The organism is Mastigocladopsis repens PCC 10914, from assembly GCF_000315565.1.
GTDB classification, from domain to species: Bacteria; Cyanobacteriota; Cyanobacteriia; order Cyanobacteriales; family Nostocaceae; genus Mastigocladopsis; species Mastigocladopsis repens.
In genome coordinates, this window is the sequence record NZ_JH992900.1 from 16,477 (window position 1) to 31,666 (window position 15,190).

General features: G+C 43.5%; 18 protein-coding genes and 1 pseudogene. 3 read left to right on the forward strand and 16 right to left on the reverse strand.

Annotated elements, in window-relative coordinates:
- Positions 1–167: 167 nt before the first annotated feature.
- On the reverse strand, positions 168–785 hold the full coding sequence (locus MAS10914_RS0100240) for a protelomerase family protein (protein WP_084786284.1): 618 nt from the start codon (positions 783–785) through the stop codon (positions 168–170).
- 254 nt (positions 786–1,039) lie between these two features.
- Between MAS10914_RS0100240 and MAS10914_RS35165 the strand changes: the two genes are divergently transcribed.
- The gene (locus MAS10914_RS35165; protein ID WP_017313906.1) at positions 1,040–1,201 is read left to right on the forward strand and encodes a hypothetical protein; all 162 of its coding nucleotides are present in this window, start codon (positions 1,040–1,042) and stop codon (positions 1,199–1,201) included.
- A 72-nt stretch (positions 1,202–1,273) separates the two neighbouring features.
- On the opposite strand, the gene MAS10914_RS0100250 is transcribed toward MAS10914_RS35165, so the two are convergent.
- The 14 genes and pseudogenes from MAS10914_RS0100250 to MAS10914_RS0100315 form a co-directional block, all read right to left on the reverse strand.
- Positions 1,274–2,464, reverse strand: coding sequence for a tyrosine-type recombinase/integrase (locus MAS10914_RS0100250; protein ID WP_017313907.1), 1,191 nt, complete (start codon positions 2,462–2,464; stop codon positions 1,274–1,276).
- Positions 2,465–2,673: 209 nt separating this feature from the next.
- A complete protein-coding gene (locus MAS10914_RS29075; protein WP_017313909.1) occupies positions 2,674–3,132 on the reverse strand; it encodes a hypothetical protein in 459 nt (152 codons plus the stop codon).
- Between the two features lie 19 nt (positions 3,133–3,151).
- The gene (locus tag MAS10914_RS29080; RefSeq protein WP_017313910.1) at positions 3,152–4,441 is read right to left on the reverse strand and encodes a hypothetical protein; all 1,290 of its coding nucleotides are present in this window, start codon (positions 4,439–4,441) and stop codon (positions 3,152–3,154) included.
- Between the two features lie 14 nt (positions 4,442–4,455).
- Entirely contained in the window at positions 4,456–5,163 is a 708-nt protein-coding gene (locus tag MAS10914_RS36335) for a hypothetical protein (RefSeq protein ID WP_017313911.1), read from the reverse strand.
- A gap of 44 nt (positions 5,164–5,207) precedes the next feature.
- On the reverse strand, positions 5,208–5,549 hold the full coding sequence (locus tag MAS10914_RS0100275) for a hypothetical protein (RefSeq protein WP_017313912.1): 342 nt from the start codon (positions 5,547–5,549) through the stop codon (positions 5,208–5,210).
- Positions 5,550–5,618: 69 nt separating this feature from the next.
- Positions 5,619–6,236, reverse strand: a complete 618-nt coding sequence (locus tag MAS10914_RS0100280) for a hypothetical protein (protein ID WP_017313913.1) — start codon at positions 6,234–6,236, stop codon at positions 5,619–5,621.
- A 252-nt stretch (positions 6,237–6,488) separates the two neighbouring features.
- Positions 6,489–7,055, reverse strand: coding sequence for a DUF192 domain-containing protein (locus MAS10914_RS0100285; RefSeq protein WP_017313914.1), 567 nt, complete (start codon positions 7,053–7,055; stop codon positions 6,489–6,491).
- A 2-nt stretch (positions 7,056–7,057) separates the two neighbouring features.
- Positions 7,058–7,993, reverse strand: a pseudogene (locus MAS10914_RS31345) (ATP-binding protein); the annotation flags it as partial.
- A 418-nt stretch (positions 7,994–8,411) separates the two neighbouring features.
- Entirely contained in the window at positions 8,412–8,552 is a 141-nt protein-coding gene (locus tag MAS10914_RS33755) for a hypothetical protein (protein WP_156818044.1), read from the reverse strand.
- Positions 8,553–8,674: 122 nt separating this feature from the next.
- A complete protein-coding gene (locus tag MAS10914_RS0100295; protein WP_017313916.1) occupies positions 8,675–9,100 on the reverse strand; it encodes a type II toxin-antitoxin system VapC family toxin in 426 nt (141 codons plus the stop codon).
- Complete coding sequence (locus MAS10914_RS0100300; protein WP_017313917.1) at positions 9,090–9,320, reverse strand: antitoxin AF2212-like protein; 231 nt, start codon at positions 9,318–9,320, stop codon at positions 9,090–9,092. Before MAS10914_RS0100300 ends, MAS10914_RS0100295 begins: the two co-directional genes overlap by 11 nt.
- Before the next feature lie 327 nt (positions 9,321–9,647).
- Positions 9,648–10,244, reverse strand: a complete 597-nt coding sequence (locus MAS10914_RS0100305) for a siphovirus Gp157 family protein (protein ID WP_017313918.1) — start codon at positions 10,242–10,244, stop codon at positions 9,648–9,650.
- Positions 10,245–10,297: 53 nt separating this feature from the next.
- Positions 10,298–10,483, reverse strand: coding sequence for a hypothetical protein (locus MAS10914_RS0100310; RefSeq protein ID WP_017313919.1), 186 nt, complete (start codon positions 10,481–10,483; stop codon positions 10,298–10,300).
- A gap of 170 nt (positions 10,484–10,653) precedes the next feature.
- Positions 10,654–11,634 (reverse strand): SDR family NAD(P)-dependent oxidoreductase, encoded by a 981-nt coding sequence (locus MAS10914_RS0100315; RefSeq protein WP_017313920.1) that lies wholly within the window; start codon positions 11,632–11,634, stop codon positions 10,654–10,656.
- A gap of 137 nt (positions 11,635–11,771) precedes the next feature.
- Between MAS10914_RS0100315 and MAS10914_RS0100320 the strand changes: the two genes are divergently transcribed.
- Complete coding sequence (locus MAS10914_RS0100320) at positions 11,772–12,221, forward strand: hypothetical protein (RefSeq protein WP_017313921.1); 450 nt, start codon at positions 11,772–11,774, stop codon at positions 12,219–12,221.
- 316 nt (positions 12,222–12,537) lie between these two features.
- Here the strand turns inward: MAS10914_RS0100320 and MAS10914_RS0100325 are convergent, their stop codons facing one another.
- Complete coding sequence (locus tag MAS10914_RS0100325; protein WP_017313922.1) at positions 12,538–13,536, reverse strand: ParB/RepB/Spo0J family partition protein; 999 nt, start codon at positions 13,534–13,536, stop codon at positions 12,538–12,540.
- Positions 13,537–14,044: 508 nt separating this feature from the next.
- Here MAS10914_RS0100325 and MAS10914_RS0100330 point away from each other — a divergent pair.
- The gene (locus tag MAS10914_RS0100330; protein WP_017313923.1) at positions 14,045–15,178 is read left to right on the forward strand and encodes a tyrosine-type recombinase/integrase; all 1,134 of its coding nucleotides are present in this window, start codon (positions 14,045–14,047) and stop codon (positions 15,176–15,178) included.
- The last annotated feature ends 12 nt before the right edge of the window (positions 15,179–15,190 follow it).

The window sequence follows — 15,190 nt, forward strand, 5'->3', positions numbered from 1 at the left end:
CAGAGCGAACGAATCTCAACAAGTGGGTGAAGGAAGTCCTGTTTTTTCCACAATACAAGCTGCTGGACATTGTCTACAGCGCTTAGGGGAAAAGGTTGGGCATTTTTTTATTTGGGTCTCCCTCAGTGTGGTCTATTCATATGAAAACCGCTGTAACACAACATCAGTCAAAACAAAACACATGCCGTCCCGACGACCTTGAAATTGCTATTGTAGGACTGCGGCGTCAGCATATCAATCAAATCATCACCACGCAGTAATTCTCCTCGACCATGACCAAGGATTTGAGCTAAGTAAAGAGTGTTATCGCTGTCGTTATTGTTAAAAATTTCGTTACAGACCAGGGCGTAGATTTCCCGAAGCCCTTTATATGTAAAAAAGCCGTGCTCAATTCCTAATTTCATTTTGAGAATCTTCATGGCATTAGAGATATCACCACTGTAGCGACGATTAACAGCTTTGGGGTTATCTACGACCTTGCCATTCTCTTTGAGCCAAGCATGACCTTTGACAACTAGCTCGGCATCAACCAACACAGGGATTTTATAACTTGGATTTTTCTCAAAATACTCAGCAGCATCTCCCTTGACTTTCAACTGACCAGTGAAGTCAACAGTTGTTGGGTCAACATACCTAAACTCGGTACTCATTTGATGAATCTCTGCCAATCTTCTACCAGTGGCTGTTGCCAATGCAATTGATACTCTCTTCCAGTCCTGCGACTTAAGTTTTTCTAGATTTCTTAACGTTGAGAGGGTAAAAGCGTGTAGTGGCTCAAAATTGATGACTTCTTTCTCTTTCTTGCGTTGGGCAAGTCATTGAAGCAATCGTCTCATCCCACAACGACATACTCAACCAGATAGCGACAGCCCACAGGCAACTAACCGAGTTCTCCATTAGCGAAGCCGAGCGCCGCAAACAACAAGAAGAACGGCTAGATCGCCACGATGAAACACTCACTCGCATTTCAGGAGCGATCTCCGACCTGGAACAGCAAACCACCAGAAATGTAGAAGCGATAGGCAGGCTGGAGCAACGTATGAATCAGCTAGCCGAGCTAGTTACAACGTCAACAACCGAAACTATACGACTCTTCGCTGACTTGGCTCGTCAACAAGCTGAGGACAAGGCAGAGATACGTGAAATCTGGCGGTATCTCCGTTATGAGCCTCGTCATGGCAATGGTAGGGGTGAAGAATGAGCAATATTACGAGCGCCCTTACATGTGAAAACTTGGGCATAATCCCAAGTTTGGGATTATTGACTTCTAGTTTTAATTCGGAATTGATAAAAGGGGGGTAAACACATAACCACAGCTTTTACATTGAAAACGTTGGTGCTTTAACCCATCGGCTAATACCTGAAAACCGTTTTTTTGAAGCTCCTTTGATTTGCAGCTGGGGCATTTTAGATTCGATGTGGTTGGCACTTCTCGCCCTCTTGAAACTCGCTGTTTATGTTTCCGATGATCGCAAGCTTGGCTACTGCTAGAGGTAGTGCTTTTTAATGGTACATTCAATAAATCAATCGCCCGCTTGAGAGCCTCTTCCCCACGCCGATCATACTTAGAAGTAGTACTTGGTGACGCATGACCTGCAAGCTTGGATACCGTGACAATATCCACCCCTGCATCTAATAAATTACCAATAAAAGTTCTTCTAAAATCATGGGGAGTAAAATTTTCTACCCCTGCGCGTTCTCCTCGCCGTTGCAATGCTCGAAATATCCCCTGTTCGCTCATGCGTCTCGGTATAACTTGTTGCGCCTTATCTAAGGGATAAAATAACGGTCCTGGTTCTTTTTTGCGAACTTTCAACCAATCCTGAACTGCCCGTACTCCGGTTTCAGGTAAATAGACAATTCGCTCCTTGCCTCCCTTGGCGAACCGTATAGTTAATGACCGACTGCGCGGCTTAAAATCAGTCAAATCAAGGTGTGTCACTTCACTGCGACGCAACCCTACCGTCAGAACCGCCAACAGCGCCGCATCCCTCGCTCCTAATCTTGAATTATCCTCTCTACAATCATCCCATAGTGCAGAAATTTCTAATGGATTGAGCGCCCGCCCTTTCAGTAAACTCTTACCCCGCACAGATTCAATATCAGTTGCCCGTCCATACTCCTCCGTAGACATCAACCCCAATCGCCATGCTTCCTTCAACGTCCGCCGCAGGGCGCACAGCATCTTGTTCGCCATCGCGGGACTGTATTTTTCCATCAACACTGACCGTACCGCAGCAGTATGTTGGTAGCGCAACTTCGACCAATCGAGAGTAGAAGCATCACAAGTGTCCGCCGTCAACTGTCTGGCAATCGCATTCAACGCCTCTCGCATCGTCCGCCTTGAACCCTCACCAAGACTATTGAGATAAACCTCAGCTGGGTGTAATGTCAACGGTACTGGTTCGGTTAACGCCAGCGATTGTGGGTTGAAATTGAAATTGGCGTTCGCTTTAGTGTTCACGAGCAGTCAGTAAAAGCTTTATAACATATCCTCTGGCAAATGCAGCTCTATTCACAACAATTTTTTTACAGTATTTTTCACCTGATCCAAATAAATTCTGGTTGCGAGAATTTGTAATTTGTGCAGTAAAGTTACCCTCTGCGTAGTTGTGAACATAGATTTTGAAACGAACCGCTCCAGAACGCAAAGGAAAGAAGAGAGAATAATGTTCACATCCTATTTATGATTGCTGTAGAAGTTTCAGGTGGAGATTGTCTAACTCTTGACTTTTGCGGTTGAGAACCTAATTCTAGTAGCCGCTCCACAAGCCTTTGGGAGACTCCCGCACTCTGGGCTGCGGTAGTAAGGTTCTTGCCAGCCTCTAGCTCTTGCACCAGCTTTTGCAGTTTCCCCCACAGTGGATTTGTAGGAGTAATCCACCTGCTTTCTGTAGCTACTTGTATGCCCTTGTTGATGGTGGCGATGCTCCCAGAAGGAGCCGCCCAAAGGGCGATCGCTATTGAATCTGGGGGTGGCGCTTCTGCTTTGGTTGCGTCAGGGGTAATTTGCACGGTGCTGTAGGTTGGCGAACCTTTACCCATCACTACCCTAAAGTTATAGGTTTTCCTCTCCCCCCCTAGCGTTTCTGTCACCACTGTCAGGTGAGCGCCGTTAGTGGCAACGGGCATTCCTCTAATGCGTAGGGGTTCAATTTGTCTCAGATGGATTAGTCCTGCTCCTGGGTTGTCGAGCAACAAATTGGGGTTGGGAGTTGCTTGAACGACCACCAGGCGACCAAATTAATGGAGTTTCCAAGGTGGCTGCTGCATATTCTCCTACCACCAAGTATTGCTCTTGCTTCCCCTCAATAATTCCTGCTTCTTCTGATGAGTAATCTCCGTTAGCGCTGGTATCGTTTAGCTCATCTTCATTTCTAGAAGCTACAGAAACTACAGGCGTCCACCTGGGCTTGAGTTGTTCTATTCCGGCACTTGTGGAAGCAGTTGTGTCACTGTTCGTACCTCCCGCAACTTCTTCTGTTCTAGAACTGCGGCGATTGCTTACCCTACGTCTGGGTGTGTAGTCTGTGTCATCTGTGTTATCCGATCTACCCCCGTTTTCTGTATAACTTGCATTTGCTGTGTAGTAAATTTGTCCAGCACTCCCCAAAGAACGCAGTCTCTCTAACTCTGCCTGGGGGTCTGTGGGTTTGGCAGCAACTTCAGTTTGACTCTGTAGTAGAGCAACTTGTGGTTTTGCTTGTAGTTTAGGTATTGGTGGTAGAGGAGTAGAGGGTGGGAGTGAAGAGCGTATTATGCGTGGGGGAGGCGTAGGTGTAGTCGGCGGTGGAGGTGCCACTCTTCTAGGAGGTAACGCACTAGTTGCTACTACCTGTTGCACTGGTCTAGCAGTCGCAGTCTTTGGCAGCAATTCTTGCTTGTCTTTGTTCTCAGAAGGGGCTTTAATTGGCTCTTTTGGTTCTTTTGGTGTTTTTTGACCATTTAGTCTCGCTAGCTCATCTGCCTGTCTTTGCAGCGCTAACTTTGCATATACATCCCCATCTTTTTTGGATTCTTTTTTCTCCTCAGTGGTAGTTGGTATTGCTGCAACTTTTGATTCCTTTTTCTTACTAGCTAAGTCCCCATTCATAATGGGTCCTAAAAAGAGGTATATCAAGAAGAAAATTACTGCCGCTCCACCACCAACCACCCCAAACCGGGACCAGGGAGAGTTGACTAAGGAATGTTTGGTTTGTACTAGAGCCGGATCTTCATTTGCTGAATCCTCACTATCATCATCCTCTACTTCTGACAGGGAAGTTTCATCTTCTTCTAGGTGGAGGAGACTATTTACTGTACTTTTTTTATTTCCATTATCACCATTATTAACATTCTCTGTTGAAGATGCTGAGGTTTCATCATCCTCTAGTAGCTGCTGGGTATTACTTGAAGAATTGAAGTGTCCATTATTATCAAAATTTGTTTGATTATCACTCATAAATTTAGCGATAGCTATTGCTGGTTTTTCTGTAAATCCAAATCAACGATTTCAGTAATTTCTAAACCAGAGCGGCGAGCCTGGTAAATTTTTTTAGCAATCTCTGTAGTATCTGGAGGGGATTGAGGAGTGCTGATAGCTTGGACGGTAACAGTTTTGTTAAAGGCTATTCCACTTCCTGCATTATCTTCTTTGGAAAAGGTGACAAGGGTAGCAACTACATCAACCTGCCATTTTCCTGACCCAATTTTTCTAGGTTCACTAACATAGTGGGGAACTAGCGATGTTTGAATGCTTCCATTAAATGCGCCAGGAGGAGTGACTTCCGCAAGTTTCTTTAAAAAGCTAGCTCTAAAGTCCTCTTTCTCTGTAAGCGCAAATGCTGCTTCCAACGAACCGAGATGGAGGGTAAGTGTTTCTCCGTAGGGGATTTCTTTGAGTCCTGCTTCTATCCCCTCGAAAATCGGCACAATTTGTTCTTCTGACACAGAGGGGTGAATGCCTTGGCAGTCAAAGCAGAATTTGATTTGCAATCCATCATTCTTTTTGAGAATAATTGCTCCAATATCCTTTCTTCCCCCAATCGAAATGCTAGCAATACCTGCTATATGAGTTAAGTCCTCAAAGGGAGTAAGGCGCTTAGCTACTGCAATTTCTTTGGTGGAGATAGTTTTGATTCCTACCTTATCTTTAGGCGGTTTTCCCTTAATTGAAGAACTCATTGTGACGATCCATTTTTGACTGTATTAGTGTATTAGATGAATACTTATTTTCGGGGTCTCACTCTTTTTCTAGAACTTGGTGTTGGAGTTTCTGGCTGTTGTACAAAAGAGTAGAAGCTTTTGTATCCTCTGGTGACTCTGGGTACTCCTACAAACTTTGATAACCAGTTTTTGTTGCTGGTCAGAGTCCACCAGGTCGCCCATCCCCAAGCAATTACTAACCCAATTACTAACCACGATGCTTGCAACATTTCCTTGCAGATAAAGTATGCAGCCATTGCAATTACCGTCCAGGGAAATACTTGATCTGCGGGAAACGGACCAATCCTGGGCTGTTCTCCCAAAACTCGGTTAACTGTTCTAAATTCTCTACTCCGCTTTGACATATCTATTCGGATGTTGGGGGTAGTTCCAGCCTGAGACTACGCTATGAAACTTACGGGCGGAAGGCGTGATTATATTGCGCCACCACCGCCACCACCAGTAACTAATCCTGAAAGAATATCCCCAATTACTACTGTGATAGCAATAATCAATGGTGTTCTTGCTAGGTTTTGCCAGTCTTCATCGTTTCTGGCAGCATTCACAATCCTTACTAGAGAAATACCCAGATAGACTAGGAATAGCCCCCTCAAAACGTTGAAAACTAGTTTGATAGCATCTGCTGAAATGCCTGTAAAAGCACTTGTCATCCATGTTTCTGCATTATTTAAAAATTGTGCAGAAGCTGGGGCGGTAGCAAAGTCCAGCATAAAGATTACTGCCACAATCATCAACAAGATTCCATATAAGTTCATCCCCATTTTTCGCTGCAATTTTTCAAAGTTTGTTAGCAGCTTGTTGGCTTCTTTGGGGACTGCTAGAACAATGGCGGTGAGAAGTATTAGGGAGGACATGATTAGCTGGTGTAAGGAAATATCCACTATCATCAGTCCCGCTGCTGCTGCCATCAACAGTGCAATTGAACTTTTTTCTTGAATGCTCCGTTTTTTCGCCCCTACAATTGGATATCGTTCCATTTCTTCGTAGCTCAGATATGGGTCATTGTTGTACTCGGGAATGTCGTATTTCATGAGCAGAATTCTATCAACTTTATGTTTCTGCTATTTTGTACCAATTCCTCGCCTTCAGTCTGCTATCAAATTTCGTATTTTCTTATATCTGTTTTTCCTTACATCAACTGATATAAGTATATATATGTATCACTTTTCAAAAATACTTATTTTAGACTTTATAACTTTATAATTATAATGATTTCTTTGAAGATTCTTCATAAAAAAGTAGACCCCACCAGTTTTTGGTGGGGGTGTTTGGCAGTTTGGGGGTTAGCGAGAATTAATTGAATTTTTGATTTGAATAGTGGTGCCTGGTTCAATCCCTAGTTGTTGTGCAGCTCCTGCTGGAAGCTCAAGTACGCGGTTAACTGGAGTGGTGGAGTAGTAGAGAGGGCAAGGTTCTTTGGGGCAAGGAGGGGAGTTGGCAGTTACTGTGTTGACCACACCGTTTGGCTGGATAAAGATAATGTCTAGGGGAATCCTCACATCCTTCATCCAAAACCGAACTTTTTGAGGCTTCGCTATCTCAAAAAGCATTCCTCTGTTCTGCGGCAATGATGAACGGAATTTAAGTCCATGTGCCAACTCTTGTGGTTTCTTGGCTACTTCGAGTTCAATTTTCTTGTCTCCCACTACTGCGATCGCGCTTATGGGTAGTTGTTGGGGAGAACGTGCTGCTAAAGCTAGCAGCAAAAGCAGTATCGACCCTATTGCTAAACTGAAACCTGCTATTGGACCAATTATGTTCAAGTATTTCAGTAGAACTTGGGGGGTGTTAAGGGAATTTTTCCCTTTACGTAGAGTTTTTGCTTGGGGTGTATGCGGTGTGTGGTTCATCTTTATTCACCAAATATATCAACGTTGCCAATAGCGTACTGAGAGGAGTCGGCAGGAGACGAAGGTAATCCCTGAAGGTCAGCCTTGTTCCTTATACTTTCCACCCTGTCTGCTTCCCTGATAGCCAATGGATTGATTTGCCGACGTTCTTCCAAAAGAGTGGCAACAGATATGGACAGTGGTGGCAGTCCCCCATCTGTTGGTAAAGGTACGTCTTCTGGAAACAATTGGCAGAAGGTGGTTGCTGCTGCTCTCTCTACAATTGTCTGTATCTCTGCCCCCACACAACGGTTGGTTTCTTTGAGCAACCGCCGCCACTCCTCCTCCGTATATAAGTCGCCACTAAGGAATCTTTCATCAAATCTGCCACCGTGCAGTTTGAAAATTGTGTGCCTTTCTCCATAGTTGGGCAGGTCTACTTTGTAGATGTAATCAAATCTTCCTGCCCTAGTAAGTTCTGGGGGCAACCATTCCATGCGGTTGACACTGGCAATCACAATCACATTGCTGGTGCGCTCTTGCATCCAGGTTAATAACTGTCCTGCAAGCCTTCTGGCTACATCATCATCTCCAGCAAATCCTTTGTCAAAGTCGTCAAAATAAATGACAACTTCGTTGAGACGATCTGCTAATTTCAGTAGTTTTTTCAGTCTTCTTTCTGCTTGGTTGCCATAGCTTCTAAAGTTGCCCCAATCTACTAGGATGAGAGGAACGCCCAGGATTTGGGAGCAGATTTTAGCAGAATGTGATTTGCCTGTGCCTGGGGAACCCACCAACATTATGCCTTTGGGAACTCTTAGTTTGTAGGCTTTGGCAAGGGGACTGAAAAGTCTTTTGAATTTCTTAAAAGCTTTCTGCATCAACTCCAATCCTCCTAAAGGCACTTTTGGAGGTGGGATGAAATCTATTTCATACAGTCTGTTGAGCAGATTTATTTTGTTCGGCTTGTACTAACAAGTCTCGAAACTGAGCAAGTGTTATTCCCAGTATTTGTTTTGTTCGGTGCGGATATTCTTAAATATAATGAAGTGGATTTTTCATCATGGTAGGGCGGTCAAAATTCCGTTCTACCATTTTTTTGACACCTTGTTAATATTCCGGACGTGTCTATTTGATATCTCCGTTATCTCTGTTGCTGGCTTATAGGTGTAGCGATGTCGCCAGTATCAATCAATTTTTCTCATTCAAGCGTAGCTTACTTTGGTCAATTATCTATCACTAATATATTTTTTATGAAGAAACAACCAGACATTTGTCTGGTTGGATATAGGAACATTTGTATTCACCACATGATGAGAGCGTAAGCTCTCTTCCCAGCGCCGCCATTCGGCGGACGACACGACATGGGCTTCTCATCTAATTGAAACCATCTGAGCCTTGCGGAGGTATTGCTCCACCGTCGTTGGGAGAATTGCTCGTTGTTTGATGTTCAAAACTGCGTTGAAATCGCGATGCTAATGTAACTGGATCAAGCCTTGCTAGAAAGAGTGTTTTCAAAGTAGTTCCTCCCGCAGTTTAAGCAGTCTGCGTTGGTTTATCCGTTCGCCGTAATACCCCATCGAATGGGAGCGGTGGGGATGTAAGGCGATTGCATCGATTTTTCTTTCTGTATGCCCCTATTAGGGCAAGCTTTCTCGCAGTAATACGCGAAAGCCTGCTTGTTGAAAATGCTCATCAGCGGTTAGTGCCTCAGTAATCCCACGCTCTTGCATAACTATAAAAGAAATACAGTCTACTAGCCCCCATTCTTTATCAAGTCTTTGGCAATATAACTGGAACGCTTGTGTATAGAGTTGCCCCGATAAGGAAACAATTTCTACCTTGGAGTCTGTTTCCAGAGCATTCAACAATACGACTGCTGCTCGACGATAGCGTTGTCTCGATAATGCGTTGCCAATTTCTAAAAGTACTGCCTGGGTGGTTACTAAGCGTGTTCCTGCTGCTTGTAGCAAATCAGCCAGTCGAACGGCTTGCTCATGGAAATCATCATTTTTCACAGACAAAGCGATTGCGTAAGAAGTGTCCAGAAAAACTTCAGTCCTCATCAGTCGTTTCTTCACCGTATAAATAGTGATCTAGTTTGACTGACCAGTCAGATGGTCCCTCTAGGTTCAGCGCTCGCGCTGTTTGCAAAAATGAATTCGTTTCTGGTTCATCAGTCTCTAAGGTTTCAATAATAATTTTGACGCGAGTATTTGCTGGTAGGGTAATTGGTTCAGCGGGATGGAAAACTTTGCCATCAAATACAGCTGCTATTTCTTTCATAGTTTTTCAAAGTAGCGCTTTCTCCCTAATTTTAACTAAACGGGCGGGAAGTCCCCCGCCCTTCGGGTATCTCCTGAGTCCCTGAGTCCTTACGGATACGCTGCTTTGTAAGCCCTGTGGAGGCTTATGCCAACACGTATCTCCTGCAAAGACGCTGCTTTGAACGGGACACGCACTCCGTCGCAAAGCGTCCCGCCCTCGGGATACGCTATCAGGACTGGACTCGCCATAATCATAGATTTGATATGGAAGGATGTCGCGATGGTCAATTCCTGATTACTTCTACTTTTTTTAACCCACCCGCCAATTCCTACATCCTTACGTAGTTTACGCCTTAGCTTTTTCTTTCCTTGACTTAGAGGAAAGGAATTTGAAGCGGACATGCTTGCCCGTTTCAATTTCTGCAATCGTGCTCACATCACGACCTTCTTTATGTGCCATAAGAATTTGTTTGGTAAAGGGGCGATACTCGATGCGTACCTCCCGGAATTCCTCTGGGAAGCATGGGTCTAGTGGGTCGAGCTTCAGCACAACCTTGGGTGGATTGTTCTGAAAACTGATTTCCCTCTCTATTCCTGAGTTGCGCTCACTAAGAATACCTTTCTCATAAAGATGCAGCAGATAGGATTTTATTGATTCAAGCTGATTTTGTTTGCGCTGAATGACTGTGGTGTGCAACTCGGTGATCGCCTCCAGACGGCTCTGCCATACATCTATGTCCAGTTTCAACTGGTCAGCAACGTAGGCGATCGCATCAATTTTGCGCTCTGTTGCACCTTGCACTTGGAAAAGTTGCTCTAGAAGCTGCTCCACGAAACTTTGCTCATCTTCAGCTTCTTCTAGTTGTTCCCAAAGTTTGGCAGCTTCCAAAGAAAGTTCTTGTAGGGTGAGGTAATTGATGTTTTGTTCGATATTTGTTGTCATATTTTTCAGGTTCAAACAACTGATTGCCTGCCTGTGGTTTGGCAGGCATTTATTTAGTAAACGCTGTATGCCAGATGTAAGTAGTAGGAACGCTCGAAGGCTTCATGAGCAAGCAGTTCCAATTCACAGTCTTCCGCAGGATTATGCGTGAGAGTGTGAGCGTTTGGATTATGTGTTGAATTTTGAAGTTGTGGATTTTTTGTGAGTGTTGTGCTTGGATTGGGGGAGATTTTTTTCATAGATTTTGTATTTTAGTAACTCTCCCCTCAAAGGGCGCGTAGCGCATTTTTTTATAAATATTTTTCTAAAAAAAGCGATTTTGACGGGCACGAAAATTGATAAAAGAGTCGTTTAATCATCTAATATCAACTCTCATCGTTTAGTTGTAATTTTTGATTCATCAGACTTACTAAATTTTAGGCGAACTGAGCGCACTCAGTAGTAACAGTGACCACGGCACTTTAATATCGGGTATAAGCCACGAGTGCTTTCTCAATCCAGGTAATGCAAACGGTACTAAAAAGCGCAGAGAACGTAGTGATACAGGACGTTCTCCATCCTTATCTACAATGCCATATGCAAGGGCCAGTTCCGCAACAATCTGCACACGTCCTGTACGACGCATTACATTAGGTGAGCCAGCAAGTTGAGCAATAACCCGTCCTGTTAATAAGGGAGTTTCCCAGTTGTAGCGATCGCTGAACAACGAATAATTCTTTGGCGTTGCATTTTTTTCGTCCATTTGGGCAGCCATACTAGTAATGTGTTCGGTACCAACAATACCTGGCCAAATTGAAACAGAAGCAACGTTATGCGGTTTTAACTCAACAGCCATATCAGCTGCTAATCTATCACAGGCTGCTTTGCCAGCACCGTATGCTGTACCAAAAATGTAGGACATACCACCCCATGAGGAAATAGTACAAATTAGTCCAGAGCGACGCTTGGTCATCATCCCAGCTGCAAAAACACTTGCAACATAGTGACTACCCAGACCAACGTTGTTGCAAGCGTCCCAGAGACTCGGTTCACAATCCCAAAAAGGTTTGCCATAAGCATCTCTTAAAGCCTGGACTCCTGAATAAGCATTATTTACCAGTAAGTCAAGCCGTCCATTCTGCTCGTCTTGGATGCGCTCAAAGAGCAAACGCACTTGTTCCGAGTCGCTGTGGTCTACCTGAACAGGAATGCATACACCACCGACTTCCTCAACTGCTGATTGGGTTTCAGCAAGACTACCTGAAACTTCATTACTGGAATCAGAATGGTTGAGGCTGCGTCCTGTAACATACACAGTCGCACCTGCTTCACCGAGTCCAATAGCAATTCCCTTACCAATACCCCGTGTAGCACCTGTGACTAATGTTACTTTACCTTCAAGTTGTTTCATTATGACTTGTTTGTAATTATTGTTCTGTCATCAGGACTATATTTTTCAACTTAACATTAAAATAATCAGTATAAAAGATTAAATTAATAGCTGCACTTACATTCGGCGTTGTTTACTGTGAAATAAGAATTAGTCAGATGTCTAGAAATAGTTCAAAGAAATCTAAAGGGGAAAATTTCAAAGAACGACATAGGTTTTTTCTAAACCCCTACTCTGATTGTGCGTTCACCAAATGTCCCAAATGTGAAACAAAAACAAAAATTCGCAAATTTCCCTTGGTAATTCATATCGAGCCAAAACAGCTTTTTTTATTAAATAAGCAGTGTAAATATTGTCCCAATTGTGACTTGATTATTGCCAAAAAGCAGGAGCTCGAATCATTTATGGCTTTTGGAATGAACCAATCAAATCCCGAAATCATCGGTAATAACTATTTGGTAATGGGAACGGTTGATAGAAAAGATTGGAAAGAAGGTAGCCAAGATTCACTTTCTCCATCAGAAATAATAGAGCGCATATATGTTTTTAAAGATGTATGGAATTTTGAAGTCATTCCAGCAGGGTGGTATCCTGCCAAAGAGAAATAACAAGCAGGGATGTTGTTAGGTGGGTTTACATTAAAGCTTACTTAGATACTATTAATCAGGGCTTCAATGAAGATGAATGGAAAGTGACTTGTATACGAGAGTGCTCCTAATGATCCAACGCAAAACCCTGTAGAAGACATTTGGTTGTATGCTAAAAATTTTGTGAGAGAGTTTTCTCCTGATTGCAAATCTTTTTCTCATATCAAACGATTCTTTGAATTGGTTACTCACCATCAAATATTTGATTTTCCCGCTTATGTTTATGTATGACCCGCTTTTTTTACAACTCCTGCACGGATTGCTATAGTTAATGTAATCACTCTTCCTCAGCAAGAAGCGCTTGTAACTCTGCCAACAAAGATTTTAACTTCTCCTGTTTGTCAGGGTTATCCCACACCTTGGATTGTTTAACTTTTTTGTATGTCTTTTCCAGAAGCTTTTGCAGTTCCCCGCTCTGGGATGGTGGCTGTAAAGATTTGACCTGCTCTCGGATTTGGTTTAATGATAAAGAATGCTCTATAGCAACTTCCAAAAGTTCTATCCTGTCAGAATCTGACGAAACCTTATCTATCTCTCTAGCTTTGGTATATTCAATTTGTCCAGAACCCAGAGCATCCAAGATGTCACTATGAAGGTTGAGTAGAGGTAGCCTATGTACCCTAAACGCCTCTGGGGTCATTTTGCCAATGCTTTTAAACACTTCTTCAACTATCTGTTGCTCTTCTGGGCGGACATCGTTGTCCGCCAAACCTCGTTTGACTTTCGCTATTTTGTTCAATAGCGAGATGGCCCCTTCCCTATCAGTTTCCAATCTCAAAGCCAATAAATCTAAAATTCCTTCTGTCTCCTCCACTGGGTTTAGGTCTTCACGCTGTAAATTCTCAGTAAGTGCATACTGTACTGCTTGAGAATCTGACATCTCCCGAATCGTTACGGGCACTTCGGTAAAAGATGCTTCTTTTGCCGCCCTGTATCTCCTCTCACCTGCCACCAATTCATACTTATCTCCCACTGGTCGTACCAAAAGGGGCATTAGGATGCCGTCGCGCTTGACCGACTCCACCAGAGATTGCATTGCCTTTAAGTCAAAATAGCGACGCGGTTGAGTTTCAGGTATGATAATCTTATCTAATGACAACGTGGAAGAAACCTTTAAGTCAGCAGAATCTTCTTTCTCGTCCAAAGAGACACTGGTAGTAGTAGCTACATCCTGTGAATCTTCTTTTTTCGCTTTAGCAACGTTTTTCGTTCTAGTAACATTTTTAGGGTTGCTTGTTTTTGTAGTCGTTCGTTGGGTAGTTGGTCTGGGACTCACGTTGAAAATCTCTCTTTTGGGTACTATCTGGTACTAGGTGCAATAGTTTTGATTATTCTTAATGCATAATGCCAATGGGCTTGCATAGCTTATGATTGCTGTTCTATTCGCTCAAAGTTCTATCTAAATTAAATGAATTACACAAGCAATAACACATGCATTGGATAAGAATTGCACTCACTACTGAGAATGATACGTTATATCGCTCTAATTTCATAATATATAGATAGTGTCACGCATCGCATTCTTATTATTGCAATAAATACAAGCCACTGCTTTCACAATGAAGTGAGTTTCGCTCTTGCTCTAAATAAGGCGTAAAAGTGCTGTCTGTGTGGCAAAACACCCTCAACAATTCTTGTAAGCTTTTAGCTAATTGGTGAAGAAATATCGTTTTACTACCCTTTTGATTTAAGTAGTTTTTCCAGAAAAATTTTGATACCGGGAATAAACATTATAGGTATGACACAATAATAAGTAGTTATCACGAATTGGAGGCAAAAAAATAATGGAATTACTACCCATCCCTTACTCCGAGCCAAATATAGTTCATGCTGAAGTCATCGACACAAAGAGCGAGGGTGGCAGGTATGGCGCAGATACTTTCAAAGATTACTACTTCCCCAACCGGCAGAGAATAACGTCCGCGCACCAACTTATTGATATGTGGCTGGAATCGCAGCGCATCAAATCTGAGCAAACCGAGCGCTCATACCGCCAGGTTGCCTATGAATTGTTACAGTGGTTGGAGGAACGATACAACCTTCCAGATTTACGCTTGTGTACCCTAGGTCACCTGCAATTTTTCCTCTTCTACCTCAAAGACTCTAAACCCCATTTATATAAAGGCAAAGACGGACAGTATCACCCCAAACTCGATAAAAATAACAACCCTAAAATCGGACTGGGTAAGAATGCGATCGCTAAATATGTTTGTGCTATTCGTTCCTTGTGGAAGTTCGGGTGCAAGCAATCTATTGGTTACTTCCCCTTGAATATTGCTGAAGAATTAGCCGTTAATTGGGATGACAAAACCGCCGAACGGGTGCTCTCGGAACGCAAAGTTTACAAGCTGGATGATACTGCTAAAGAACTAAGCCAGCGCCATTGGGTGCTTTTTACTCTGCTTTATTACTCAGGTTGTCGTGTTGGGGAAATAGGTAGAGTGACCACCAAAAACCCCAGGACGGGTAAAACCGAAATTCTCAACCCAGGTCTGTACTGGCGTCAGTTGCGGGAAGAGACCAACTCCTCGGGTGACACCGAACTAGTTTTAACGATCACTGGTAAGCGCAATAAAACCAGGACCATCGTCCTTGATGCGGAAACTAGCGAGGCATTACTTGCAATACGAGGCGATGCCAGCGACGATGACCCCGTCTTCCCATCTAAGAGTCATCGGGATAAGGGACAACCGCTAAGCGATCGCGGCATTAGGTTAATGATGCAAGAGATTGCTAAGGGTGCGGAAATCAAATTCTCCCCCCACTGGCTGCGTCACACTCATGCTACCCACGCCAAAAAGAAAGGCGCTAGCGACTTCGACATAATGGCGCAATTAGGGCATACCTCATCAACAATGACCAGCCGCTATGTCAAACTATCTGGCAAACAAGGGACTAGTCACGTTTTGCGGAATTGACGCTCCTGTGGT